25 protein-coding genes, 1 other RNA gene and 1 pseudogene are annotated in these 25,334 nt (G+C 59.7%); 15 read left to right on the forward strand and 12 right to left on the reverse strand.

All coding sequences use genetic code 11. From position 1 onward, the window contains the following. Nucleotides 1-59 precede the first annotated feature (59 nt). Nucleotides 60-1,073 (forward strand): porphobilinogen synthase, encoded by a 1,014-nt coding sequence (gene hemB / locus CKW16_RS01860; RefSeq protein WP_095126977.1) that lies wholly within the window; start codon nt 60-62, stop codon nt 1,071-1,073. A gap of 18 nt (nt 1,074-1,091) precedes the next feature. After that, the gene (gene ppk1 / locus CKW16_RS01865; protein WP_095126978.1) at nt 1,092-3,314 is read left to right on the forward strand and encodes a polyphosphate kinase 1; all 2,223 of its coding nucleotides are present in this window, start codon (nt 1,092-1,094) and stop codon (nt 3,312-3,314) included. A gap of 194 nt (nt 3,315-3,508) precedes the next feature. On the opposite strand, the gene ppx is transcribed toward ppk1, so the two are convergent. The 5 genes from ppx to CKW16_RS01890 all read right to left on the reverse strand — a co-directional run bounded on the left by ppx (nt 3,509) and on the right by CKW16_RS01890 (nt 8,090). Further along, nucleotides 3,509-5,011, reverse strand: coding sequence for an exopolyphosphatase (ppx, locus tag CKW16_RS01870; RefSeq protein ID WP_095126979.1), 1,503 nt, complete (start codon nt 5,009-5,011; stop codon nt 3,509-3,511). 232 nt (nt 5,012-5,243) lie between these two features. Beyond that, a complete protein-coding gene (locus tag CKW16_RS01875) occupies nt 5,244-5,981 on the reverse strand; it encodes an amino acid ABC transporter ATP-binding protein (RefSeq protein WP_095126980.1) in 738 nt (245 codons plus the stop codon). Then, complete coding sequence (locus CKW16_RS01880) at nt 5,968-6,618, reverse strand: amino acid ABC transporter permease (protein WP_033060645.1); 651 nt, start codon at nt 6,616-6,618, stop codon at nt 5,968-5,970. The genes CKW16_RS01875 and CKW16_RS01880 overlap by 14 nt, the downstream gene beginning before the upstream one ends. Then, nucleotides 6,615-7,283 (reverse strand): amino acid ABC transporter permease, encoded by a 669-nt coding sequence (locus tag CKW16_RS01885; RefSeq protein WP_095126981.1) that lies wholly within the window; start codon nt 7,281-7,283, stop codon nt 6,615-6,617. Before CKW16_RS01885 ends, CKW16_RS01880 begins: the two co-directional genes overlap by 4 nt. A 21-nt stretch (nt 7,284-7,304) precedes the next feature. Then, on the reverse strand, nt 7,305-8,090 hold the full coding sequence (locus tag CKW16_RS01890) for a transporter substrate-binding domain-containing protein (protein WP_033060641.1): 786 nt from the start codon (nt 8,088-8,090) through the stop codon (nt 7,305-7,307). 256 nt (nt 8,091-8,346) lie between these two features. On the opposite strand from CKW16_RS01890, the gene CKW16_RS01895 reads away from it, so the two are divergent. The 6 genes from CKW16_RS01895 (at nt 8,347) to CKW16_RS01920 (ending at nt 14,488) form a co-directional block, all read left to right on the forward strand. Continuing rightward, nucleotides 8,347-9,054 carry a FadR/GntR family transcriptional regulator gene (locus tag CKW16_RS01895; RefSeq protein ID WP_095126982.1) on the forward strand — a complete coding sequence of 236 codons (708 nt, stop codon included), beginning with the start codon at nt 8,347-8,349 and terminating at the stop codon, nt 9,052-9,054. 120 nt (nt 9,055-9,174) lie between these two features. After that, nucleotides 9,175-9,504, forward strand: coding sequence for a thioredoxin TrxA (gene trxA, locus CKW16_RS01900; RefSeq protein ID WP_008150340.1), 330 nt, complete (start codon nt 9,175-9,177; stop codon nt 9,502-9,504). A gap of 248 nt (nt 9,505-9,752) precedes the next feature. Next, entirely contained in the window at nt 9,753-11,012 is a 1,260-nt protein-coding gene (gene rho, locus CKW16_RS01905) for a transcription termination factor Rho (protein ID WP_007942421.1), read from the forward strand. A 139-nt stretch (nt 11,013-11,151) separates the two neighbouring features. Then, nucleotides 11,152-12,618 carry a 4-hydroxy-3-polyprenylbenzoate decarboxylase gene (ubiD, locus tag CKW16_RS01910; protein WP_095126983.1) on the forward strand — a complete coding sequence of 489 codons (1,467 nt, stop codon included), beginning with the start codon at nt 11,152-11,154 and terminating at the stop codon, nt 12,616-12,618. Beyond that, the gene (locus CKW16_RS01915; RefSeq protein WP_095126984.1) at nt 12,618-13,586 is read left to right on the forward strand and encodes a CDP-6-deoxy-delta-3,4-glucoseen reductase; all 969 of its coding nucleotides are present in this window, start codon (nt 12,618-12,620) and stop codon (nt 13,584-13,586) included. The genes ubiD and CKW16_RS01915 overlap by 1 nt, the downstream gene beginning before the upstream one ends. A 233-nt stretch (nt 13,587-13,819) precedes the next feature. Continuing rightward, entirely contained in the window at nt 13,820-14,488 is a 669-nt protein-coding gene (locus CKW16_RS01920) for a gamma-glutamylcyclotransferase (RefSeq protein WP_095126985.1), read from the forward strand. Here CKW16_RS01920 and glpT read toward each other — a convergent pair. Then, nucleotides 14,464-15,813 (reverse strand): glycerol-3-phosphate transporter, encoded by a 1,350-nt coding sequence (glpT, locus tag CKW16_RS01925; protein WP_095126986.1) that lies wholly within the window; start codon nt 15,811-15,813, stop codon nt 14,464-14,466. The two genes, CKW16_RS01920 and glpT, sit on opposite strands and share 25 nt — an antisense overlap. A 327-nt stretch (nt 15,814-16,140) precedes the next feature. On the opposite strand from glpT, the pseudogene CKW16_RS01930 reads away from it, so the two are divergent. After that, nucleotides 16,141-16,750, forward strand: a pseudogene (locus CKW16_RS01930) (energy transducer TonB). Between the two features lie 61 nt (nt 16,751-16,811). Here CKW16_RS01930 and CKW16_RS01935 read toward each other — a convergent pair. Continuing rightward, nucleotides 16,812-17,789 (reverse strand): NADPH:quinone oxidoreductase family protein, encoded by a 978-nt coding sequence (locus CKW16_RS01935; protein ID WP_095126987.1) that lies wholly within the window; start codon nt 17,787-17,789, stop codon nt 16,812-16,814. A 150-nt stretch (nt 17,790-17,939) separates the two neighbouring features. Between CKW16_RS01935 and CKW16_RS01940 the strand changes: the two genes are divergently transcribed. After that, nucleotides 17,940-18,347 carry a flagellar basal body-associated protein FliL gene (locus tag CKW16_RS01940; protein WP_095126988.1) on the forward strand — a complete coding sequence of 136 codons (408 nt, stop codon included), beginning with the start codon at nt 17,940-17,942 and terminating at the stop codon, nt 18,345-18,347. Nucleotides 18,348-18,463: 116 nt separating this feature from the next. Here the strand turns inward: CKW16_RS01940 and CKW16_RS01945 are convergent, their stop codons facing one another. Next, nucleotides 18,464-18,913: an EVE domain-containing protein gene (locus CKW16_RS01945; protein WP_095126989.1), complete on the reverse strand. Its 450-nt coding sequence runs from the start codon at nt 18,911-18,913 to the stop codon at nt 18,464-18,466. A 201-nt stretch (nt 18,914-19,114) separates the two neighbouring features. Between CKW16_RS01945 and CKW16_RS01950 the strand changes: the two genes are divergently transcribed. Then, nucleotides 19,115-19,267: a hypothetical protein gene (locus CKW16_RS01950; protein ID WP_008024268.1), complete on the forward strand. Its 153-nt coding sequence runs from the start codon at nt 19,115-19,117 to the stop codon at nt 19,265-19,267. 34 nt (nt 19,268-19,301) lie between these two features. On the opposite strand, the gene CKW16_RS01955 is transcribed toward CKW16_RS01950, so the two are convergent. From CKW16_RS01955 to CKW16_RS01970, 4 genes are all read right to left on the reverse strand, one after another. Continuing rightward, the gene (locus CKW16_RS01955) at nt 19,302-19,907 is read right to left on the reverse strand and encodes a 5-formyltetrahydrofolate cyclo-ligase (RefSeq protein ID WP_095126990.1); all 606 of its coding nucleotides are present in this window, start codon (nt 19,905-19,907) and stop codon (nt 19,302-19,304) included. A gap of 86 nt (nt 19,908-19,993) precedes the next feature. Next, nucleotides 19,994-20,172, reverse strand: a non-coding RNA gene (ssrS, locus tag CKW16_RS01960) — 6S RNA. A 30-nt stretch (nt 20,173-20,202) separates the two neighbouring features. Further along, nucleotides 20,203-20,520: a cell division protein ZapA gene (locus CKW16_RS01965; protein WP_007942435.1), complete on the reverse strand. Its 318-nt coding sequence runs from the start codon at nt 20,518-20,520 to the stop codon at nt 20,203-20,205. Further along, complete coding sequence (locus tag CKW16_RS01970) at nt 20,517-20,726, reverse strand: TIGR02449 family protein (protein ID WP_007942437.1); 210 nt, start codon at nt 20,724-20,726, stop codon at nt 20,517-20,519. Before CKW16_RS01970 ends, CKW16_RS01965 begins: the two co-directional genes overlap by 4 nt. A 128-nt stretch (nt 20,727-20,854) precedes the next feature. Between CKW16_RS01970 and CKW16_RS01975 the strand changes: the two genes are divergently transcribed. The 4 genes from CKW16_RS01975 to CKW16_RS01990 all read left to right on the forward strand — a co-directional run bounded on the left by CKW16_RS01975 (nt 20,855) and on the right by CKW16_RS01990 (nt 25,245). After that, entirely contained in the window at nt 20,855-21,415 is a 561-nt protein-coding gene (locus tag CKW16_RS01975; protein WP_095126991.1) for a YecA family protein, read from the forward strand. A 27-nt stretch (nt 21,416-21,442) separates the two neighbouring features. Then, on the forward strand, nt 21,443-22,777 hold the full coding sequence (pepP, locus tag CKW16_RS01980) for a Xaa-Pro aminopeptidase (protein ID WP_095126992.1): 1,335 nt from the start codon (nt 21,443-21,445) through the stop codon (nt 22,775-22,777). After that, nucleotides 22,774-23,961: a 2-octaprenyl-6-methoxyphenyl hydroxylase gene (gene ubiH, locus CKW16_RS01985; protein WP_095126993.1), complete on the forward strand. Its 1,188-nt coding sequence runs from the start codon at nt 22,774-22,776 to the stop codon at nt 23,959-23,961. The genes pepP and ubiH overlap by 4 nt, the downstream gene beginning before the upstream one ends. Before the next feature lie 66 nt (nt 23,962-24,027). Continuing rightward, nucleotides 24,028-25,245 carry a 2-octaprenyl-3-methyl-6-methoxy-1,4-benzoquinol hydroxylase gene (locus tag CKW16_RS01990; RefSeq protein ID WP_176471506.1) on the forward strand — a complete coding sequence of 406 codons (1,218 nt, stop codon included), beginning with the start codon at nt 24,028-24,030 and terminating at the stop codon, nt 25,243-25,245. Nucleotides 25,246-25,334 lie beyond the last annotated feature (89 nt).

A 25,334-nucleotide genomic window follows, 5' to 3' on the forward strand; every position in this document is an offset into this window, starting at 1 on the left:
TCATAATGGCCGCTTATAACTGTCACGCTCGCCCGCCAGCGCGGGCTCAGGAGTCTGCCGTGAGCTTTACCCCCGCCAACCGTTTGTTTCCAGCAACCCGCCTGCGTCGCAATCGCCGTGATGATTTTTCGCGTCGACTGGTCCGTGAAAACGTTCTGACCGTCGACGATCTGATCCTGCCGGTGTTCGTGCTGGACGGTGAAAACCGTCGCGAAGCGGTGGCCTCAATGCCGGGCGTCGAACGCCTGACCATCGATTTGTTGCTTGAGGAAGCGGCCAAGTGGGTCGAGCTGGGGATTCCGGCGCTGGCACTGTTCCCGGTGACGCCGCCGGAGCTCAAGTCTCTGGACGCCGCCGAAGCCTGGAACCCGAACGGGATCGCCCAGCGCGCCACCCGCGCATTGCGTGCGCAATTCCCTGACCTGGGTGTGATCACCGACGTTGCGCTGGACCCGTTCACCACCCACGGCCAGGACGGTATCCTCGACGAAGAAGGCTATGTGCAGAACGACATCACCGTCGACGCACTGGTCAAGCAGGCGCTGTCCCACGCCGAAGCCGGCGCTCAGGTGGTGGCCCCGTCGGACATGATGGACGGTCGCATCCAGGCGATCCGCGAGGCGCTGGAACTGGCCGATCACGTCAACGTGCGGATCATGGCCTACTCGGCGAAGTACGCCAGCGCCTATTACGGCCCGTTCCGCGATGCGGTCGGTTCGGCGCTGAACCTGGGCAAGGCCAACAAGGCCTCCTATCAGATGGACCCGGCCAACAGCAACGAAGCCCTGCACGAAGTGGCGGCGGACTTGTCAGAAGGCGCGGACATGGTCATGGTCAAGCCAGGCATGCCGTATCTGGACATCCTCTACCGGGTCAAAGAAGAATTTAAAGTGCCGACCTTTGTTTATCAGGTCAGCGGTGAATATGCCATGCACATGGCGGCGATCCAGAATGGCTGGTTGAGCGAAGGGGTTATCCTCGAATCCCTGACCGCTTTTAAACGTGCAGGCGCTGATGGCATCCTGACTTACTTTGCCGTCCGTGCTGCTCAATTGTTACGAGAGCAAAAATAGCCCTCCCAGGAACATTCGATGAATACCGAAGTACTCACTGAAGTTGCCGTAAAAGATGCTCAACCTGTGGTGGAGCAAATCGCTGAAATCCCGCCGGAACTGGAGCCTGCTCCACCCGCTGTGGTGGCCGAGCCCGCAATAACGGCACCAGCGATTGCCATTCCCGGCCTGGATGACAGCAGCCTGTACATCCATCGCGAGCTCTCGCAACTGCAGTTCAACATCCGCGTACTGGAGCAGGCGCTGGATGAGTCCTACCCGTTGCTGGAGCGGCTGAAGTTTCTGCTGATCTTCTCCAGCAACCTGGACGAGTTCTTCGAGATTCGTGTGGCCGGCCTGAAGAAGCAGATCACCTTCGCCCGTGAACAGGCTGGCGCCGATGGCCTGCAACCGCACCAGGCCCTGGCCCGCATCAGCGAACTGGTGCACGGTCACGTCGACCGCCAGTACGCGATCCTCAACGACATTCTGTTGCCGGAACTGGAGAAACATCAGGTCCGCTTCATCCGCCGGCGTCACTGGACCACCAAGATCAAAACCTGGGTGCGCCGCTATTTCCGCGACGAGATCGCGCCGATCATTACCCCGATCGGCCTCGACCCGACGCACCCGTTCCCGTTGCTGGTGAACAAGAGCCTGAACTTCATCGTCGAGCTCGAAGGTATCGATGCCTTCGGCCGCGATTCCGGTCTGGCGATCATCCCGGCGCCACGTCTGCTGCCGCGCGTCATCAAGTTGCCGGAAGAAGTGGGCGGCGCTGGCGACAACTACGTGTTCCTGTCGTCGATGATCCACGCTCACGCCGATGACCTGTTCCAGGGCATGAAGGTCAAGGGCTGCTACCAGTTCCGTCTGACCCGAAACGCCGACCTCGCCGTCGACACCGAAGATGTAGAAGACCTGGCCCGCGCCCTGCGCGGCGAGTTGTTCTCCCGTCGCTACGGTGACGCGGTGCGCCTGGAAGTCGCCGACACGTGCCCGAAACACCTGTCCGACTACTTGCTCAAACAGTTCAATCTGCACGAGACCGAGCTGTATCAGGTCAACGGTCCGGTCAACCTGACCCGCCTGTTCAGCATCACCGGTCTGGACAGTCAGCGAGCGCTGCAATACACGCCGTTCACCCCTCAGATCCCGAAACTGCTGCAAAACAGCGAGAACATCTTCAGTGTGATCAGCAAGCAGGACATCCTGTTGCTGCACCCGTTCGAGTCCTTCACTCCGGTGGTCGACCTGCTGCGCCAGGCTGCCAAGGACCCGCATGTATTGGCGGTCCGTCAGACCCTATACCGCTCCGGCGCCAACTCGGAAATCGTCGATGCGCTGGTCGATGCGGCGCGTAACGGCAAGGAAGTCACTGCGGTGATCGAGTTGCGTGCGCGGTTCGACGAAGAGTCCAACCTGCAACTGGCCAGCCGTCTGCAAGCGGCCGGTGCGGTGGTGATCTATGGCGTGGTCGGCTTCAAGACCCACGCCAAAATGATGCTGATTTTGCGTCGCGAGGCCGGCGAGATTGTCCGTTACGCCCACTTGGGGACCGGCAACTACCACGCGGCCAACGCACGTCTGTACACCGACTACAGCTTGCTGACCTCGGATGACGCCTTGTGCGAAGACGTTGGCAAACTGTTCAGCCAGCTGATCGGCATGGGTAAAACCCTGCGCATGAAGAAGCTGCTGCACGCGCCGTTCACGTTGAAGAAGGGCATGCTCGACATGATTGCCCGGGAGACCCAGTTCGCCCTCGACGGCAAACCGGCGCACATCATCGCCAAGTTCAACTCGCTGACCGATCCGAAGATCATCCGCGCGCTGTACAAGGCCAGTCAGTCCGGGGTGCGTATCGATCTGGTGGTGCGCGGCATGTGTTGCTTGCGTCCGGGCATCGCCGGCGTCTCGCACAACATCCACGTGCGCTCGATCATCGGGCGTTTCCTGGAGCACACCCGAGTGTTCTATTTCCTCAATGGCGGCGAAGAGCAGATGTTCCTGTCCAGTGCCGACTGGATGGAGCGCAACCTCGACAAGCGCGTCGAGACTTGCTTCCCGGTCGAGGGCAAGAAGCTGATCATGCGGGTCAAGAAAGAGCTGGAGCTGTATCTCACCGATAACACTCACAGCTGGAGCCTGCAGGCGGACGGCCGTTACATCCGCAACACGCCGACCGGCAACCAGAATCCGCGCAGCGCCCAGGCAACACTGCTGGAACGTTTGGGCAGCCCGATTCTGGCTGTTCGTTAACGCGCAAGTCGGGTAATAAAAAATGGCGATCCCTGCGGATCGCCATTTTTGTTTTCACCGCCGTCCCCTGTAGGAGCACAGCTTGCTGGCGATGGCGTCCGCGAGATCGCCATCGCCAGCAAGCTGTGCTCCTACAGCGATGGCGTCCGTGAGATCGCCATCGCCGGCAAGCCGTGCTCCTACAGGACCGTGTTTCAGCGAACGTTAAGCACGAAGCCGACGCGGGTCAGCCATTCCGCTTCCAGACCGAAGTCGGCCTGGGTCAGCTGGTTTTCGTCCAGCCAGTTTTCCGGGAATAACACATCCAGGCTGTCGCCATTGGCCTGCAGCACAACCTGAGGCATTTCCTGGGTGCCGCGGATGTGATGAAACAGGATCGCAAAGCGCAGCAGCACGCACAGGCGAATCAGCTTGATGCCTTCGTCGCCAAAATCGGCAAACCTGTCCCGGGGAATATTACGGCGGTGCCCACGTACCAGCAGTGCGAGCATCAGCTGGTCTTCGCGGGAGAACCCGGCCAGGTCCGAATGCTCGATCAGGTAGGAGCCGTGCTTGTGATACTGATAGTGGGCAATGTCCAGGCCCACTTCATGGACCTTGGCCGCCCAGCCGAGCAATTCGCGCCAGACGCCGTCATCCAGATCCCAATCTTCGGCGACTTGATCGAAGGCATGCAACGCCTTGCGTTCAACCCGCGCCGCTTGTTCCAGATCGACGTGATAACGCTCCATCAACGAGCTGAGGGTGCGCTCACGGACGTCTTCGTGATGATGACGGCCCAACAGATCATAGAGCACGCCTTCACGCAGGGCGCCTTCACAGTGGTCCATACGTTGCAGCTCGAGGGAGTCGAAGATCGCTTCGAGGATCGCCAGGCCCGCCGGGAAAATCGCCCGGCGGTCAGGCTTGATGCCTTCGAAGTCAATCTTCTCGACGTCGCCAAGTTTGATCAGCTTGCGCTTGAGCCAGGCCAGGCCTTGGGCGTTGACTTCGCCCGTGCCATGACCACCGGCCTTCAGCGCCAGGCCGATGGCGCGGATGGTGCCCGAGGAGCCGATGGCTTCATCCCAGGTCAGGCGGTGCAGGGCGTGTTCGATGCTCATGATCTCCAGCCGCGCCGCGGTGTACGCCTGGGCGTAGCGGGCCGGGGTGATCTTGCCGTCCTTGAAATAGCGCTGGGTGTAGCTGACGCAGCCCATTTGCAGGCTTTCGCGCAGCAGCGGTTCGAAGCGCTGGCCGATGATGAATTCGGTACTGCCGCCGCCGATGTCGGCCACCAGGCGTTTGCCCGGGGTGTCGGCGAGGGTGTGGGACACCCCGAGGTAGATCAGGCGCGCTTCTTCACGGCCAGAGATGACTTCCACCGGGTGGCCGAGAATTTCTTCGGCGCGGTGGATAAATTCGGCGCGGTTGCGCGCTTCACGCAAGGCGTTGGTGCCGACGATCCGCACGGCGCCGGTCGGCATGCCGCTGATCAGTTGGGCGAAACGCTTCAGGCAATCGAGCCCGCGTTGCATGGATTCTTCACTGAGCTGACGCTCATCGTCGATGCCGGCGGCCAGCTGAACCTTCTCCCCGAGTCGTTCGAGAATACGGATTTCGCCGTTCTGGGCCTTGGCCACGACCATGTGAAAGCTGTTGGAGCCCAGGTCGATTGCGGCGATCAGGGACAGATTCTTGGCTTGGGATTGCGGCATGGTCAGGGGTCTCGGTCGATAACCTCGACATCGTGCCACGATCAAACGCTGCCGCCAACGCGCAGGAGCTGCCAAAGGCTGCGATCTTTCAGCGCGGGGTACCTGCGCCGCGGCTGATGGCCTCTTCGCGAGCAAGCCCGCTCCCACATTTAACCGAGTCCCTCAGCAGAACACGGTCAACTGTGGGAGCGGGCTTGCTCGCGAAGGCGGTCTTACAGGCGCTTAAACCTCTTCAGCCTGCCGCTTCGACGGTGCCGATGAAATTCGCAAGCTCCGCCGTTTGCGGATTCGCGAACAGAATCTTCGGATCCCCGACTTCATGCACCTTGCCCTGATGCATGAACACCAACTTATCCCCAACCTCCCGGGCAAAACGCATCTCATGGGTGACCATAATCAACGTCATCCCTTCCTTGGCCAGTTGCCGGACCACGCTCAGCACTTCATTGACCAATTCCGGGTCCAGCGCCGAGGTAATCTCATCGCACAGCAAGACCTTCGGCGACATCGCCAGCGCCCGGGCAATCGCCACCCGCTGTTGCTGCCCACCAGACAATCGATCCGGGAAGGCATCGAATTTTTCCCCCAGCCCGACCCGCTCCAACATCTCCCGCGCCAGTTCGGCCGCTTTGGCTTTCGGCACTTTCTGCACCACCTGCGGCGCGAGCATCACGTTCTCGCCGACCGTCAGGTGCGGGAACAGGTTGAACTGCTGAAACACCATCCCGACTTTCTGTCGCAAGCTGCGCAGATCGGCACGGGCGGCGTCGAGGTATTCGCCGTCGACTTCGATCACGCCGTCGTTGATCGATTCCAGACCATTGAGGGTGCGTAGCAAGGTGGATTTTCCCGAGCCGCTGCGGCCGATGATCGCCACGACCTGGCCTTCCTCGACGCTGAGGTCGATGCCTTTGAGCACGTGGTGGTCGCCGTAATATTTATGCAGGGCCGAGATTCTAAGCAGAGGCATGCAGTCTCCTTTCCAGGTAGCGGGCACTGAGGGACAAGGGGTAGCAGAGCAGGAAGTAACCGAGGGCCACGAGGCCGTAGACCATGAACGGTTCAAAGGTCGCGTTGGCGAGCATGCCGCCGGTCTTGGTTAGTTCGGTGAAACCGATGATCGAGGTGACAGCGGTGCCTTTGACCACTTGCACCGAGAAGCCCACGGTCGGTGCTACGGCGATCCGCAGGGCTTGCGGCAGGATCACGTAGCGCAGTTGCTCCAGCGGATTCAGCGCCAGGCTCGACGAGGCTTCCCACTGGCCGTTGGGAATCGATTCGACGCAACCACGCCAGATCTCCGCCAGGTAGGCGCTGGTGAACAGCGTCAGGGCAATCGCCGCGGCCATCCACGGCGAAATCTCCACCCCGGCCAACGCCACACCGAAGAACACCAGAAACAGCTGCATCAACAGCGGCGTGCCCTGGAACAGTTCGATGTAGGTGCGGGCGAAGCTGCGCGGCAGGGATTTTTTCGAGATGCGCATGACCATGATCAGCAAGCCGATCAGTCCGCCACCGATAAACGCTACCAGCGACAGCGCCAAAGTCCATTGCAACCCCGTGAGCAGGTTGCGTACGACATCCCAGAATGTGAAATCGCTCATTGGCTGGTCCTCGCAATGTAGCGGCGGCCGATCCAGTTCAGCAGCTGGCGGATCAGCAGCGCCATGCACAGGTAGAGCAGCGTGGTCAGGGCGTAGGTTTCAAAGGCGCGGAAGTTGCGCGACTGAATGAAGTTGGCGGCGAAGCTCAGCTCTTCGGTGGCGATCTGCGAGCAGACCGCCGAACCCAGCATCACGATGATGATCTGGCTGCTCAATGCCGGCCAAACCTTGCCCAGGGCCGGCAGCAGCACCACGTGGCGAAAGGCTTCGAAACGCGTCATTGCCAGCGCCGCTGCGGCTTCAAGCTGTCCTCGAGGGATTGCCTGAATGCCGGCGCGGATGATCTCGGTGGAATAGGCGCCCAGGTTGATCACCATCGCCAGCACCGCGGCCTGCCATTCCGAAATCTGCACACCCAGTGACGGCAGGCCGAAGAAGATGAAAAACAACTGCACCAGAAATGGCGTGTTGCGGATCAACTCGACGTAGACCGCAAAAATGCCGGCGAACGGGCGGATGTTCCACGCTCGTACCAGCGCTCCGACGATGCCCAAGCCCACCCCGAGCACTGCGCCGATGGCCGTCAGTTCAAGGGTGAACAGCGCACCGCGCAGCAGCAGGTCGGTGTTTTGCACCACCGGTATGAAATCGAACTGATAAGCCATATTCAGTCTCCGCAACGACGATCAGAGATCGGCCGGCAGCGGCTCTTTGAGCCAGGTCCGGGAGTTCTTCTCCAGCGCGCCGTCGGTCTTGGCGGTGGCGAGGATCTGGTTGACCTTGTCCAGCAGCGCCGGCTCGTTTTTGTTCACGCCGACGTAGACCGGCGAATCCTTGAGCTTCACTTTCAGCGCCGGAATGCGTTTCGGGTTGCGTTCGCTGATGGTCACCATCACCACGTTGCCACTGGCGATCAGGTCAACTTGCCCGGCGAGGTAAGCGGCGATGGTCGAGTTGTTGTCTTCGAAGCGCTTGATGGTCACGCCTTCGGGCGCGACTTTGGTCAGCTCGATGTCTTCGATGGCGCCACGGGTGACGCTGATGGTTTTGCCCTTGAGATCGTCCAGGCTTTTGATACTGGCGTCTGGCGGACCGAAAACGGCGAGGTAGAACGGCGCGTAGGCACGGGAGAAGTCGATGACCTTCTCGCGCTCGGGGTTTTTGCCGAGGCTGGAGATCACCAGATCGACCTTGCCGGTGGTCAGGAACGGGATGCGGTTGGTGCTGTTGACCGGAGTCAGCTCGAGTTTGACCTTGAGTTGGTCGGCCAGCAGTTTGGCGGTGTCGATATCGAGACCGCGCGGTTTCATGTCCGGGCCGACCGAGCCGAAGGGCGGGAAGTCCTGAGGTACGGCAACCTTGAGGACGCCGCGCTTGACCACATCCTCCAGACCGTCGGCGTGGGCGGGCGCCTGGCTCAGCATCAGGCTGGCAAACAGGGCTGCGAGGAGGGCGCTGTAACGCTGGGTCATGGCAAATCTCCGAATCGGCGAGAAGTGAATTCTGCGGATCGACAGAGCATGGGCCGTGCCAACATCGGGTTTTGGGGGCGCAAGGCCACGGTTTTGCTGGTGTCGATCGGTCTTACTGGTCTGAACAGTTGGGCGGCATTTCGCACCCCGATAGCGCATCCATGAAAATCTCCGAACCCCCATGGGGCACGACTTGCCGGGCGTCGCGAATAGCTTTACAACTAACCGCTCATTGGCCTGGTTCGTCTGGAAAACCATGAACTCGATCTCTCGCGCCGTACCTGAAGTGGCGCTGCAAGCCATCCGTAAACTGATCACCGAACAGGGCTTCGGGCCTGGGGATGCCTTGCCCTCGCAACGGGATTTGGCGGTGCAATTGGGGGTCAGTCGGGCGTCGCTGCGCGAAGCGTTGTCGTCACTGAGTGCGTTGGGGGTGATCAGCATCCAGCCGGGCAAAGGCGTGTTCGTGCAGTCACCGGTTGATTTGCCGCGAGGTGATGCGGGGCTGAGTTGGCCGTTCGCGGCCCAGGCCTCGCCGCTGGACATCTTCCAGTTGCGCTATGCCCTGGAAGGCTTTGCCGCCGGTTTGGCGGCGGTGACCCTGAGTACTCACGAGCTCGATGCACTGGAAGATAACGTCGCCGCCATGCGCATCGAATTGAAGGCCGGCGACTTCGAGGCCGCGGCGCGACTGGATTTCGAGTTTCACCGGCGCATCCTGCTGGCGAGCGGCAATCAGGCGATGCTGAGCATTCTGACGGCCAGCGCCGACATCTTTCTAGAGAGCCAGAAACTACCGTTCATCCGGGCCGAGCGGGCCATGGAAACCTGGCAGGAACACCGCAAAATCCTTCGTGCGCTAGCCCGGCGGGCGTCCGGGGCAGCGCAGAAGGCCATGCACGAACACGTGCGTAACGCGGCACTGCGCACCGGAATTGCCTTCGTCGCTCCCGCCACCTCGTGACTTGGTCTATACCCAAACTCATGCGGCACCATAGCGAGACTCAATCATCTGCACCTTCCTGAACGAGGGAAGGGCGGCTATGATGGGCCACGTTTTTTTGCTTACAACCTGGAGACTTCCATGAGCAGCGATCTTATTAAACACGTCACCGACGCTAGCTTCGACGTCGACGTCCTCAAGGCCGAAGGCGCTGTACTGGTCGACTACTGGGCTGAATGGTGCGGCCCTTGCAAAATGATCGCTCCTGTTCTGGACGAAATTGCTGAAACCTACAAAGGCAAGCTGACCGTTGCCAAACTGAACATCGACGAAAACCAGGAAACCCCGGCCAAGCACGGCGTGCGTGGTATCCCGACTCTGATGCTGTTCAAGAACGGCAACGTTGAAGCGACCAAGGTCGGCGCACTGTCGAAGTCGCAACTGGCTGCTTTCCTCGACGCCAACATCTAAGCGTCGTTTAAAGCGTCATCAAAAAGGCCCCGCACATCGCGGGGCCTTTTCGTTATTGAGGGCTAGACGCTCCGAAACTCAGGTGGTACATTCGGCCCCGCACTGGTTTCTCCACTGCCCCCTGCTAGCCGTCGCCGACGCACTCCTTTTCGAATAAGTACGCGATCCTGTCGCCTTCTCTGCGGCGCGGCCTCATTAAGCCAAAAGCTTAATTTCCCCCCCTCCATAAATGATTACGTCATTCCTATATGAATCTGACTGAACTCAAGCAAAAGCCGATTACCGAACTGCTCGAATTGGCCGAACAGATGGGCATAGAAAATATGGCCCGTTCGCGCAAGCAGGACGTGATTTTCTCCCTGCTCAAAAAGCACGCTAAAAGCGGCGAGGAAATCTCCGGTGATGGCGTGCTGGAGATTCTCCAGGACGGCTTCGGCTTCCTTCGCTCCGCTGACGCTTCCTATCTCGCCGGCCCAGACGATATCTACGTCTCGCCGAGTCAGATCCGTCGCTTCAACTTGCGCACCGGTGACACCATCGTTGGCAAGATCCGTCCTCCAAAGGAAGGCGAGCGTTATTTCGCGCTGCTCAAGGTCGACACGATCAACTACGATCGTCCCGAGAACGCGAAAAACAAGATTCTCTTCGAGAACCTGACCCCGCTGTTCCCGACCGTGCGCATGAAGATGGAAGCCGGCAACGGTTCCACCGAAGACTTGACCGGTCGTGTCATCGACCTGTGCGCCCCGATCGGCAAAGGCCAGCGCGGTCTGATCGTTGCACCGCCGAAAGCCGGTAAAACCATCATGCTGCAGAACATCGCAGCGAACATCGCTCGTAATAACCCTGAAGTTCACCTGATCGTATTGCTGATCGACGAACGTCCGGAAGAAGTGACCGAAATGCAGCGCACCGTGCGCGGCGAAGTGGTTGCCTCGACGTTCGATGAGCCGCCAACCCGCCACGTGCAGGTTGCCGAAATGGTGATCGAGAAGGCCAAGCGCCTGGTCGAACACAAGAAAGACGTGGTGATCCTGCTCGACTCCATCACCCGTCTGGCTCGCGCCTACAACACCGTGATCCCGAGCTCCGGCAAAGTACTCACTGGTGGTGTCGATGCCCATGCCCTGGAGAAACCGAAACGTTTCTTCGGCGCCGCGCGGAACATCGAAGAAGGCGGTTCGCTGACCATCATCGCCACCGCGCTGGTTGAAACCGGCTCGAAGATGGACGAAGTGATCTACGAAGAATTCAAAGGCACGGGCAACATGGAACTGCCGCTGGATCGTCGTATCGCTGAAAAACGCGTCTTCCCGGCCATCAACATCAACCGTTCCGGCACCCGCCGCGAAGAGTTGCTGACTGCCGACGACGAGTTGCAACGCATGTGGATTCTTCGCAAGCTGCTGCACCCGATGGACGAAATCGCTGCCATCGAGTTCCTGGTCGACAAGCTGAAAACGACCAAGACCAACGATGAGTTCTTCCTGTCGATGAAACGCAAGTAAGTCGAACGGGCCAAGAAGCCGGGGAAACCCGGCTTTTTGCTATCTGATTTTTGATGAACCGGCAGTTCGTGGTTCTGAATAGAGGGGTTCGGCGCTAAACTGCCACCCCCGAACGGCACGGCCAATACGAGGCTCACGCATGCAGTATCGCGACTTGCGCGACTTTATCAGCGGTCTGGAAAAGCGCGGCGAACTCAAGCGCATCCAGGTTCCGGTGTCCCCAGTGCTCGAAATGACCGAGGTCTGCGACCGCACCCTGCGTGCCAAAGGTCCGGCCCTGCTTTTCGAAAACCCTACGGGTTATGACATCCCGGTGCTCGGCAACCTGTTCGGCACCCCTGAGCGCGTGGCGCTGGGCATGGGCGCAGAAGCGGTCAGTGAGCTGCGCGAGATCGGCAAGCTGCTGGCGTTCCTCAAGGAACCCGAGCCGCCGAAAGGCCTGAAGGATGCCTGGTCCAAGCTGCCGATCTTCCGCAAGATCATCGCCATGGCACCGAAAGTCGTCAAAGACGCGGTGTGCCAGGAAGTGGTCATCGAAGGCGACGACGTCGACCTCGCGATGCTGCCGGTGCAGACCTGCTGGCCGGGCGACGTCGGCCCGCTGATCACCTGGGGCCTGACCGTCACCAAAGGGCCGAACAAGGATCGCCAGAACCTCGGTATCTACCGTCAGCAAGTGATTGGTCGCAACAAGGTCATCATGCGCTGGCTGAGTCACCGTGGCGGCGCGCTGGATTACCGCGAGTGGTGCGAGAAGCATCCTGGCCAGCCGTTCCCGGTGTCCGTGGCGCTGGGCGCTGACCCGGCGACCATTCTCGGCGCGGTGACTCCTGTGCCGGACAGCCTTTCCGAATACGCTTTCGCCGGCCTGTTGCGCGGTAACCGCACCGAGTTGGTGAAGTGCCGTGGCAACGACTTGCAGGTCCCGGCGACCGCCGAGATCATCCTTGAAGGCGTGATCCATCCGGGCGAAATGGCCGACGAAGGCCCGTACGGCGACCACACCGGTTACTACAACGAAGTCGACAGCTTCCCGGTGTTCACCGTCGAGCGCATCACCCACCGGATCAAACCGATCTACCACAGCACCTACACCGGCCGTCCGCCGGATGAGCCGGCGATTCTCGGCGTGGCGCTGAACGAAGTGTTCGTGCCGATCCTGCAGAAGCAGTTCCCCGAGATCACCGACTTCTACCTGCCGCCCGAAGGCTGCTCGTACCGCATGGCCATCGTGACCATGAAGAAGTCGTATCCCGGACATGCCAAGCGGGTAATGCTGGGTGTCTGGTCGTTTTTGCGACAGTTCATGTACACCAAGTTCGTTATCGTCTGTGATGACGATATCAACGCACGCGACTGGAACGACGTGATTTGGGCCATCACCACGCGCATGGACCCCAAGCGCGACACGGTGTTGATCGACAACACGCCAATCGATTACCTGGACTTCGCCTCGCCGGTTTCCGGCCTGGGTTCGAAGATGGGGCTCGATGCCACGCATAAATGGCCGGGCGAAACCACTCGCGAGTGGGGCCGGGTGATCGTCAAGGACGAAGCCGTTACCCAGCGGATCGATGCCATCTGGAATCAGTTAGGAATAGATTGATGCGTGTAACCTTGCAGCCCTCCGGAGCAGTGCTACAGATTCTGCCCGGCGAGCGGATTCTCGATGGCGCGCGGCGTCTGGGCTATGAATGCCCGCAAAGCTGTCGAAACGGCAATTGCCATGTGTGCGCCGCATTGCTGGTGGAAGGGCGGGTCGAACAGGAAGGCGGTGTGCGCGACCATGGCGAGTTCTACACTTGCATTGCAGAGCCGCTGGAAGACTGCATCGTGCTGTGGGATGGCGTGCTCGCGCTGGGAGAACTGCCGGTGCGCAGCTTGTCGTGTCAGGTCATTGAATGCAGGGATGTCGGCGGCGATACCTGGCGTGTGCGTCTGCGAGCGCCGGCCGGCAAGCCGCCACGTTATCACGCCGGTCAGTACTTGATGATCGAACGCGAGAGCGGCGAGAAATCCGCGTTCTCCCTGGCCTCGGCACCGCATGGCGGGCGTGATCTGGAAATCCATGTGCTGGCGCGCGAAAGCAGTGCGCTGAGCCTGATCGACCAGTTGCAACGCAACCCGATGGTGCGGATCGAAATGCCGTTCGGCGACACCCATCTGGCGGAACTGCCGGACGGTCCACTGGTGCTGATCGCTGCGGGCACCGGCATGGGCCAGATCCATAGCCTGATCGAACATTGCCGTGCGACGGGCTTCAAACATCCGGTGCACCTGTATTGGGGCGTGCGTCGTCCTGAAGATTTTTATGCCATCGAACATTGGGATGAATGGCTGAAACTGGCCAATCTATTCCTGCATAAAGTCGTCAGCGATCAATGCGGCTGGCAGGGGCGCTGCGGGATGCTGCATGAGGCGGTGTGTGAGGACTTCCCCGATCTGAAACCCTTGCATGTCTACGCCAGCGGCTCTCCGGCCATGGTCTACGGCACGCTGGATGCTTTGGTCGGCGCCGGGATGGACGCTCATCAAATGCGTGCGGATGTATTTGCATACGCGCCGCGATTTTGATCCTCGATCTTGATCTGCGATTTTGATCGTCGATCTAATCGTTATAACTCTCTATATAGCCGATCGGTATTTATAAAATTATATAAATGCCGGTAGGTTATATGTCATTCAGGCAGATGTTTAAGAACTGTGCCATGGCACTTAAATTGCCTTAAAACATATGTGCCTTATTGTTACAGCGGTGCGTTCTATTAAGTAATTCTTCACCCGCGGGGAGCTGAACGCTAATCGCCATGAGCGCCATTGAATCTGCTTTTTTGAATCTGGCTTACCCTCCGCTGCTCGATCTGGGGCCGCAGCTCACGCACGAACAATTGCTCAGCTCAATGCAGTCGACGATGGCGCGCCACAAGGGCGGGCCGGTGTGGCTGTTCGCTTACGGTTCGCTGATCTGGCGTCCTGAATGTGCAGCGGTGGAGCGAGTGCGTGGTCGTGTGCATGGCTACCATCGCGGTTTGTATTTATGGTCCCACGAACATCGCGGCACACCGGAAGTACCTGGGCTGGTATTCGGCCTGGATCGCGGTGGTTCTTGCAGCGGCTTCGCCTATCGCTTGCCTGAAGAACAACTTGAAGCATCCCTTTACGCACTTTGGCAACGCGAAATGCCATTCCCGTCCTATCGCCCACACTGGCTCAACTGCCGTCTTGAAGACGGAAGTCAGGTTCAGGCGTTGGGGTTTGTATTGGAGCGGCATCTGCCCAGCTATGCGGGCAACTTGCCGGATCACGTGCTGAGCCACGTGTTCGAAAACGCTTGCGGGCGTTACGGCACTACTCGCGATTATGTCGAGCAGACCGCCCACGCCCTGCGTAGCCACGCCATGCCAGACCGGAATCTGGAGGCGCGGCTCAAGCGCTGCAAATCAAAGGCCGATCAGGCGATTGCTTCGCGACTCTGACTGGCGACTTGTTTGTGCCACAGCGTCGGCGCAAGGAAGGCCATCGCCAGTATGCATGCGCCAATCAGCAGCACGAAACCGCCATCCCAGCCGAAGTGGTCCACGGTGTAGCCCATCGCTGCACTGGCCGCGACCGACCCCCCCAGATAACCGAACAGACCCGTGAAGCCCGCTGCCGTACCGGCGGCTTTCTTCGGTGCCAATTCCAGTGCTTGCAGGCCGATCAGCATCACCGGGCCGTAAATCAGGAAGCCGATCGAGACGAGCGCGATCATGTCGACAGTCGGGTTGCCGGCCGGGTTGAGCCAGTAAACCAATGTCGCTACGGTCACCAATGCCATGAACACCATGCCGGTCAGGCCACGGTTGCCACGGAAGATCTTGTCCGACATCCAGCCGCATAGCAGCGTGCCCGGAATACCTGCCCATTCGTAGAAGAAGTAGGCCCACGAGGTTTTATCCACGGTGAAGCCCTTGGCTTCCTTGAGGTAGGTCGGTGCCCAGTCCAGCACGCCGTAGCGCAACAGGTAGACGAAGACGTTGGCCAGGGCGATGTACCAGAGCATTTTGTTGCGCAGCACGTATTTGACGAAGATTTCCTTGGCGCTGAATTCTTCTTCGTGGCTGGCGTCGTAGCCTTCCGGGTAGTCGTTCTTGTACTTCTCGATAGGCGGCAGGCCCACCGATTGCGGGGTGTCACGCATGGTGACGAAGGCAAACACCGCCACCGCCATGGCGACCGCCGCCGGCACGTAAAACGCTGCGTGCCAGTCATTGAACAGGCCCATGCCGAGCAGGAACAGCGGGCCGATCAGGCCGCCACCGACGTTATGCGCCACGTTCCACAAGGACACTACGCCACCGCGCTCCTTCTGCGACCACCAGTGCACCATCGTCCGCCCACTCGGCGGCCAGCCCATGCCCTGAGCCCAGCCATTGATAAAGAGCAGGATGAACATGATGGTCACGCTGGACGTCGCCCAAGGCGCGAAGCCGAAAATGAACATCACACCGGCCGATACCAACAGGCCGAAGGGCAGGAAGAAACGCGGATTGGAACGGTCGGACACGATGCCCATCAGGAACTTGGACAGGCCGTAGGAAATGGCGATGGCCGACAGCGCCAGGCCCAGCTCGCCGCGGGTATAGCCCTCTTCAATCAGATAGGGCATGGCCAGGGAGAAGTTCTTGCGCAGCAAGTAATAGCCGGCGTAGCCGATAAAAATACCGGCGAAGATCTGCCAGCGAAGGCGTCGGTAGGTGTTGTCTATTTTTTCTTCAGGCAATGGAGCCTGATGTGCGGCAGGACGAAAGAAAGCAAACATTCAAGAGCTCCAGATTTCTTGTTTTGACTGCGGATGCGAATGTTACAGTTTCGTTACCGAAAATAGCACCGCTTCGCATCGGCCAAATAGCGGAAATGCTGGAGATTGCATGTTCTTTTATGAACATGTCGCTCAGGTATAAATGTAGGGCGTTGTGGGAAACGTTACTTGCAGGTCTACGTGCCGCATTTCGGTCCAGGGTAGGACGAGTCATTGGGAAATGTCCTTCATATGAATGGGAAGTCGTGGCGTTCTGTTCCCAGTCGTCGAGCCTTAACCTTTGTGCTGGTGCCGGATCTGGCATTTCAGCTGCAAAGGGGAGGGGTTATGCGGTGGTTGGCGTGTGTACTTTTGTTGGTTATGTCAGTCGGTGTTCGGGCCGAGGAAGTGTTGCTGATCCCGGAAAACAATCCCAAGCCGATTTACCCAAGGGCGCTTTTCAGGGCCGGGATAACAGGTGAAGTTCGAGTCAGGTTCACTGCCAATGCCGATGGCTCGGTCAGCAAAGTAAGCATTCTGCAAAGCGATCATCCTGACCTGGCCGAAGCGACCCAGAAGGCGATAGCACAGTGGCGCTTTAAACCGTGGACGGCAGGAGGCGACAAACCCGCCGAACAGGACGTGACTGCGCCGATGGTTTTCAGACTGGATCTGGACACGCCCATTCATACCAACCAGTGGCTCAAACAATTGAGATGTCGTGACCTCAATGAGGCGTTGGTCGATTTTCCGGAGTATGCGTGGGTTGATTCAAAAGTGTTTGATTACACTCGCGCCTATCTGTCGAACGTGATTTATACGACACAGTTGCAGAATGAGCAGCGTCTGGCCTTGATTGCCAAACTGAATAAACCCGAAAATTGTCAGGGATTGTCGGACGAGCCCTGTCCGCAAGTACATGAGTTTGCTGCCGGAGGAAATTCGGAAGTTGCTTTAGTCCCGGACAATAAAAAGCGGTCTGAACAACTTCATTTGAAGTCCAGACCGCTGCATTGGGCTCAGCGAACCTGAACCACCACTTTCCCAACCGCTTTGCGCTGGCCAAGATCATTGATCGCCTGCGCCGCATTGCTCAGCGGATACACCTGCGACACCAGCGGCTTCAACTTGCCCTCGGCAAACCAGCCAAACAATTGCTGGAAGTTCGCCGCGTTGTCCTGTGGCTGGCGTTGGGCGAAGGAGCCCCAGAACACGCCGACCACCGCTGCACCTTTGAGTAGCGCAAGATTGACCGGCAACTCCGGAATGCGACCGCTGGCGAAACCCACCACCAGCAGGCGGCCGTTCCACGCAATGGCGCGGATGGCCTGGTCGAACAGGTCGCCACCGACCGGGTCGTAGATCACATCGGCGCCCTGGCCATCGGTCAGGCGCTTGATTTCGTCCTTGAGGCTGGTTTCGCTGTAGTTGATCAGCTCATCGGCGCCGGCAGCCTTGGCCACGGCGAGTTTTTCGGCGCTGCTGGCGGCGGCGATCACGCGGGCGCCCATGGCTTTGCCGATTTCCACGGCGGCCAGACCGACACCGCCGGAAGCGCCGAGTACCAGCAAGGTTTCACCCGGTTGCAGGTTGCCCCGTTGCTTGAGCGCGTGCATCGAAGTGCCGTAGGTCATGCTGAACGCGGCGGCGGTGTTGAAGTCCATCGATGGCGGGATGGACAGCACGTTGTAGCCCGGCACCGCGACCTGTTCGGCGAAACTGCCCCAGCCGGTCAGCGCCATGACCCGGTCGCCGACCTTGAGATGGCTGACCTTTTCGCCCACCGCGCTGACCACGCCAGCCGCTTCGCCACCCGGGGAAAACGGGAAGGGCGGCTTGAACTGATATTTGCCCTCGATGATCAGCGTGTCCGGGAAATTCACCCCGGCGGCGTGCACGTCCAGCAGGATTTCATTCTTCTTCGCGACAGGACTGGCGACGTCTTCCAGCACCAGCGATTCGGCAGGGCCGAAGGCTTTGCACAGCACGGCTTTCATCAGGGCTATTCCTTTGGGAGTGATGGCCGATAAGTGTAGGTGTGTGAGTCGATGGGTCAACGAGCATGCCCGGCCCTGATAGTCAGCCATAAGCTTGTGCTTGAGCGGCGGGTCGTTATGCTAGGCCGCAAACCGGATAAGGAGCGAATTGTGAAAGCGTGGATCATGTTGTTGCTGGCCCTGTCTCTGCCTGTGGCAGCGATGGCCGAAGAAGCCAAAGAAGGTGCAGCTCCGAAGGTCAATTACATCACCCTGAGCCCGCCGTTCGTGGGCAACTACGGGCTGGACGGGACGCCGAAGCTCAAGGTCTACAAGGCCGATGTGGCGTTGCGAGTGACCGGTGATGAGGCGACCAAACTGGTGAAAGCCAATGAGCCGTTGATTCGTAATCAACTGGTGGCGCTGTTTGCCCAGCAGACTACCGAGGCGATGAACAACGTCGAGGCCAAGGAAAAGCTGCGTCAGGAAGCCCTGAAGCAAACCCAGCAAATCATGAGCGACGAAACCGGCAAACCGGTGGTTGAGGATCTGTTGTTCAACAACCTCATTATCCAGTAATGCTGGATCCTGTAGGAGCAAAGCTTGCTCGCGATAGCGCCCACAAGACCGCCATCGCCGGCAAGCCGTGCTCCTACAAAAGCGCACCAGCAAGCCGCGCCCATTCAAAAAACATCTCAACGTAGCGCATTCACCGCCGCCCACTGCTCGGCCGTCACCGGCATCACCGACAGTCGCGAGCCTTTCTGCACCAGCGGCATCTCGGCCAGCGCCGCCTGCTGTTTCAGATAATCCAGCTTAAGCACGTTGGGAAACGTCTCGACATGCGCGACATTGATCGCGCTCCAGGCGTTTTTCTCTGCCGTGGCCTTCGGATCGTAGTAATGACTCTCCGGCTCCAGCGCCGTCGGGTCCGGATACGCGGCTTCGACGATCTTTCCGATCCCGGCGATCCCCGGTTCGGGGCAGCTGGAGTGATAGAAGAAAAACTCGTCGCCCACGGCCATGGCCCGCAGAAAATTACGTGCCTGGTAGTTGCGAACCCCGTCCCAGCGCGCTTTGCCAAGTGCCTCCAGGCCCTTGATCGAGAGCTCGTCGGGCTCGGATTTCATCAGCCAATAAGCCATGGTTTTTGCTCCTTGCGAAGTGGGTGGGCAAGTTGTCGGGGAATTTTATGACAAGCCGACGGTCGGTTGACGCCAGCGTTTGCGTGTCGGTTCACGTTGTCGCAGAATGCCGGCCTTCTAAGCTTGACGCTGCTGCACGGCCTACACCTACAACGGAAACCGCTGCTGTCATCGTGTTGATGTGCCTTTGGGGGGCAATCGATGAAACGCAAACCGGATTTACTATGGATTTTGGTTATTTTGTTCGGCCTCGGCGTCGTGACCACCGGCTATGCCCAAAGCCTGTGGAGCAACAAGACCGACGCTCCGATCGAAATCGCGCAGCAACAACAGCCGTCGGCCTTCAAACGCTGAACCTGTCTTCGGACGCTGCTGAAATCAGTGGCGTCTAGTCCGCGAAATACCACGCCTTGTCCGTGACCGTGCCCTGCAGCGGTACATCCCAGCTCGCCTGAGCCAATCGTTGAACCTTCTGACATTCATGGGCCAGGCCCAGCAGCGTCGGCTTGCGCCAATTTTTGCGGCGCGCCAGGTACGCCAGGCTCCGGTCGTAGAAACCACCGCCCATTCCCAAGCGTCCGCCGACATCGTCAAACCCCACCAGCGGCAACAACACCAGATCCAGCGCCCAGACCTTGCGTTGTCGGGCGATGTTGTGCCGTGGTTCGGGGATGCGAAAACGGTTGGGTTTGAGCTTTTCGCCGGGACGAATCCGCTGGAACACCATTTTGGTTCGTGGCCAGGCACTGAGCACTGGCAGATACGTCGCCTTGCCCCGACGTTGCGCGGCACGCATCAGCAGGCGCGGATCGATTTCACCGTCCATGGGCAGGTACAGAGAGATGTGCCTTGCGCGGCGGAATAGCGGGTGCTGGGCCAATTGTTTATACAGCCCGCGAGCAGCCTGGCGTTGCTGACTGGGTGTCAGTGCGCGGCGGGCCTTGCGCAGCATGCGTCGAAGTTGCGGGCGGGGCAGCAGCGCAGGTTCGGTCATGGATTCGGGCTTCAGAAGGGCAAGTACATAAAGCGTACCCGTAAAAAAGCCGATGCCGGTATTTAAACCGGCATCGGACTGGAATCAGGCTCCCCGGATGTACCGCTGTCGACTTAGCCCTTGAACCCGAAAGTTCAAGGTGGAAGATGCAGTAGGCTTTAAGGCTTTCCGTCTAGCGGACATGCACACCAGCCCAACGTGCAACCTCCAGGGTATAGCAAATCGGCTCAGGGACATCGCCAACTGGCAAGCACCCCAGGGAGTGATGCGAGTATACCCCAAGCGGTTTCGCGTTTCAGCCCTTGGTGACGTCCGGATCGGTTGCGAGCACCAGATCGACGCGATCCAGCAGGTCGCGAACCTGCTCGCGGGTCGAGCCGCTGGCCTGTACATCCGGGCGTTCTTCCTTGTGCAGAAGATCGTGCGTGATGTTCAGGGCAGCCATCACGGCGATGCGATCGGCACCGATAACTTTGCCGCTGCTGCGGATTTCGCGCATCTTGCCGTCCAGGTAACGGGCGGCGCTCACCAGGTTGCTGCGCTCTTCCTGGGGGCAGATGATCGAATATTCTTTATCGAGGATCTGCACGGTAACGCTATTGCTTGAACTCATGAGTCTTGCTCCAGGGCCTTGAGGCGCGAAATCATTGATTCGACCTTACGCCGGGCGATTTCGTTCTTTTCAATGAGGTGAGCGCGTTCCTCGCGCCAGGTCTTTTCCTGAGCTAGTAGGAGTCCGTTTTGACTCTTTAGTTGCTCGACCCGACTAATTAGCAGTTCGAGTCTGGCCATCAGAGCTTGCAGGTCGGTGTCTTCCATTGTGTCCACTGAAATTGTGCTTGATGGGTGGTAGCTGGCGGACAGCCTTTAATAGTCTTGGCGAGTCTGTCGATGTAGGATACAAGGCCTTCATTCTAGACATAGCGCCGTCTGGCGCCTAGCTGCCCATGCCCATTCAGAATTCCCCGTACCAAGCCTTCGCCAAACTGCTGACTTCCAGCGGTCATAATGTCTCGCCTGCCGAACTGCATGGCCTGCTGTTCGGCCGCAGTTGCGCCGGTGCCGGTTTCGATGCCGAAGGCTGGCTGGTCGATGCCGCCGAGCTGCTCGAAAGCGAGCCGCAGGATAATGTCCGCAACGCCTTGATCGGCTTGCAGGAGATGGTCAAGGGCGAGCTCACCGGCGACGACGTGACCGTCGTTCTGCTGCTGCCGACTGATGACGAGCCACTGGCCGACCGCGCCGCCGCACTGGGCCAATGGTGCCAGGGCTTCCTCAGCGGTTTCGGCCTGAACTGCCGTGACAGCAGCATGCTGAGCACCGAGGCCACCGAAGTGCTTCAGGACCTGGCGGCTATTTCACAGGTGCAAGACGCTCTGGAAGAGTCCGACGATGGCGAAAGCGATTACATGGAAGTGATGGAGTACCTGCGCGTCGCGCCGCTGCTGCTGTTCACCGAAAACAAAAAGCCGGACGCGCCGGCTGCCGCCAAACCGTCGTTGCATTAATCGCGTGCCAGGGAAAGCCATCTGCCCATGATTCATATCCCGAAATCGGAATACAGCCGTCGCCGCAAGGCCCTGATGGCGCAGATGGAACCCAACAGCATCGCCATCCTGCCCGCCGCCGCCGTTGCGATCCGCAACCGCGACGTCGAGCACGTCTACCGTCAGGACAGCGACTTCCAGTACCTCAGCGGTTTTCCCGAGCCTCAGGCGGTCATCGTTTTGATGCCCGGGCGTTTACATGGCGAATACATACTGTTCTGCCGTGAACGCAATGCCGAACGAGAGTTGTGGGACGGCTTGCGCGCCGGGCAGGAAGGCGCGATTCGCGACTTTGGCGCCGACGACGCCTTCCCCATCACCGACATCGACGACATTCTGCCGGGCCTGATCGAAGGTCGCGACCGGGTGTATTCGGCCATGGGCAGCAACCCGGAATTCGACCGGCACCTGATGGACTGGATCAACGTGATCCGCTCTAAAGCGCACCTCGGCGCCCAGCCGCCGAACGAATTCGTTGCCCTGGATCATCTGCTTCACGACATGCGCCTGTATAAATCGGCGGCAGAAGTGAAGGTGATGCGCGAAGCCGCACGGATTTCCGCCCAGGCGCACATCCGCGCGATGCAGGCCTGCCGTACGGGGTTGCATGAGTTCAGCCTCGAAGCCGAGCTCGACTACGAGTTCCGCAAGGGCGGGGCGAAAATGCCGGCCTACGGTTCGATCGTCGCCGCTGGGCGCAATAGCTGCATCCTGCATTACCAGCAGAATGACGCGGTACTCAAGGACGGCGATCTGGTATTGATCGATGCCGGTTGCGAGATCGACTGCTACGCCAGCGACATCACCCGCACCTGGCCGGTCAACGGCAAGTATTCAGCGGAACAGAAGGCGATCTACGAGTTGGTGCTGGCGTCGCAAGAAGCCGCATTTGCGGAAATCGCCCCGGATAAACACTGGAATCAGGCTCACGAAGCCACGGTCCGGGTGATTACCGCCGGTCTGGTGAAGTTGGGCCTGTTGCAGGGCGACGTCGACGAGTTGATCGCCAGCGAAGCCTATAAAGCGTTTTACATGCACCGCGCCGGCCACTGGCTGGGCATGGATGTGCATGATGTCGGCGAATACAAGGTCGGCGGCGAATGGCGCGTGCTGGAAGTCGGCATGGCGCTGACCGTGGAACCGGGCATCTACATTGCCCCGGGCAACCAGAACGTGGCGAAGAAATGGCGCGGCATTGGCGTGCGCATCGAGGACGACGTAGTGGTCACCAAAACCGGCTGTGAAATCCTGACCAAAGGCGTACCGAAAACGGTCGCCGAGATCGAGGCCTTGATGGCCGCCGCGCGGACACAAGCGGCATGAGTCGAGTCAATGTGGCAATCATCGGTGGTGGTCTGGTCGGCGCCAGCCTGGCGTTGGCACTGCAGGCCGGAGCCAAGGCTCGTGGCTGGAAGATCGTGCTGATCGAACCGTTCGCCCCCGGCGATACTTATCAACCGAGCTACGACGCCCGTTCTTCGGCGTTGTCCTACGGCGCCAAGCAGATTTATCAACGGTTGGGCGTGTGGCAGGAAATCTCCCGCCGCGCCGAGCCGATCAAGCAAATTCATGTGTCCGACCGTGGACGGTTCTCCACCGCTCGATTGTCGGCGATGGAAGAGGGCGTTCCGGCGCTGGGTTATGTGGTGGAAAACGCCTGGCTCGGCCAATGCCTCTGGCAGGGGCTGGACAAGGACGTGATCAGCTGGCGTTGCCCGGCGGAAGTCACGCGCATGGAGCCGCTGATCGATGGCTATCGCCTGACCCTCAACGACGAAACCACTCTGGAATGCGATCTTGCGGTACTCGCCGATGGCGGCCGTTCCGGTCTGCGCGAGCAACTGGGGATCGGCATCAAAAAGCGCCCGTACAACCAGAGCGCGTTGATTGCCAACATCACACCGAGTGAAGCGCACAACGGCATGGCCTTCGAGCGTTTCACCGATGACGGGCCGATGGCCTTGTTGCCGTTGCCGGAAAACCGCTGCGCACTGGTCTGGACCCGATTGGGAATGGATGCGCAACGGCTGGCGGCCCTCGATGAAAAGAGCTTCCTCAGCGAGTTGCAAGGCGTGTTCGGTTATCGCCTCGGCACGTTGAAGCAGGTTGGCGCGCGGCATTTGTACCCGCTGACATTGATCGAGGCCGAAGAGCAGGTGCGTCCGCATCTGGCAATTCTCGGTAATGCTGCCCACAGCCTGCACCCGATTGCAGGGCAAGGTTTCAACTTGTCCTTGCGTGATGCTCAAGCGTTGGCCGATGCGTTGTTGACCAGCGAAACATCTCCCGGAGACTTTGCGACCTTGCAGGCTTACCGCGAGCGTCAGCGTCTGGATCAGAACCTGACCGTGGGCTTCTCCGATCAGGTCACCCGTTTGTTCGGCAGCACTCAGCCGTTGGTTTCCCTGGGCCGTAATATCGGTCTGCTCGGGCTGGATCTGTTGCCGCCGGCCAAACGCTGGTTCGCCCGGCAGGCCATGGGTTTGGGTACGCGTCCCGATGCTTGAGTGGCGGTCGGAACATCCCTTTTTATGCGGCTCAAGCCGCAAGCGAGACAGGCTTAAAGCATGGAAATGCGCGCAGATCTGCTGATTGTCGGGGCCGGAATGGTCGGCAGCGCCCTGGCGCTGGCGTTGCAGGACAGCGGGCTGGAAGTCCTGCTGCTGGACGGCAGCCCCCTGAGCGTCAAACCCTTCGATGCCCAGGCTTCGTTCGAACCGCGAGTGAGCGCCTTATCGACTGCCAGCCAGCGGATTCTTGAACGTCTGGGCGTCTGGGACGGCATCGCCAATCGGCGCAGCAGCCCTTACACCGACATGCACGTTTGGGACGGCAGCGGCACCGGGCAAATCCATTTTTCGGCGGCCAGTGTGCATGCCGACGTGCTGGGGCATATCGTCGAGAACCGCGTGGTTCAGGACGCCTTGCTCGACCGTTTGCACGACTGTGACCTCGGAATGCTGGCCAATGCGCGTCTGGAACAGATGCGTCGCTCCGGCGATGACTGGCTGCTGACCCTGGCCGATGGCCGCACCTTGCGTGCACCTTTGGTGATCGCAGCGGATGGCGCTAATTCCGCCGTTCGGCGCCTGACCGGCATGGCGACGCGCGAGTGGGACTATATGCACCACGCGATTGTCACCAGCGTGCGCAGCGCCAAACCTCATCAACTGACCGCGTGGCAGCGCTTCACCGACAACGGTCCGCTGGCGTTTCTGCCGCTGGAGCGTGACGGTCAGCAGGATTGGTGTTCGATCGTCTGGTCGACCACGCCGAGCGAAGCCGAACGCCTGATGGCGCTGGGCGACGAGAGTTTCTGTAAAGAGCTGGAGCGGGCCTTCGAAGGTCGACTCGGCACAGTGCACAGCGCCGACCCGCGTCTGTGCGTACCGCTGCGGCAGCGTCATGCCAAGCGATACGTGGCTGAAGGTTTGGCGTTGATCGGCGATGCGGCGCACACCATTCACCCGCTGGCCGGGCAGGGCGTGAACCTCGGTTTCCTCGATGCCGCCGTGCTGGCCGAAGTGCTGTTGCAAGCGGCCACGCGTGGCGAGCGTCTGGCGGATGTAAAAGTGCTCAGCCGTTACGAACGTCGGCGCATGCCCCACAACCTGGCGTTGATGGCGGCGATGGAAGGCTTCGAACGCCTGTTCCAGGCTGATCCGTTGCCGATTCGCTGGTTGCGCAATGCCGGGTTAAAGGTGGTCGACCAGATGCCCGAAGCCAAGGCGCTGTTCGTGCGCGAAGCGCTTGGATTGATCGGGGATCTACCGGCTCTCGCCAAGGCCTGACATCTTCGTTGCGGCTGACGACCTCTTCGCGAGCAAGTCGAATCGTCGCACCGCCGCTCCCACAGTTGAAATGCATTCCCATGTGGGAG

Source organism: Pseudomonas sp. Irchel s3h14 (genome assembly GCF_900187425.1).
GTDB lineage: Bacteria > Pseudomonadota > Gammaproteobacteria > Pseudomonadales > Pseudomonadaceae > Aquipseudomonas.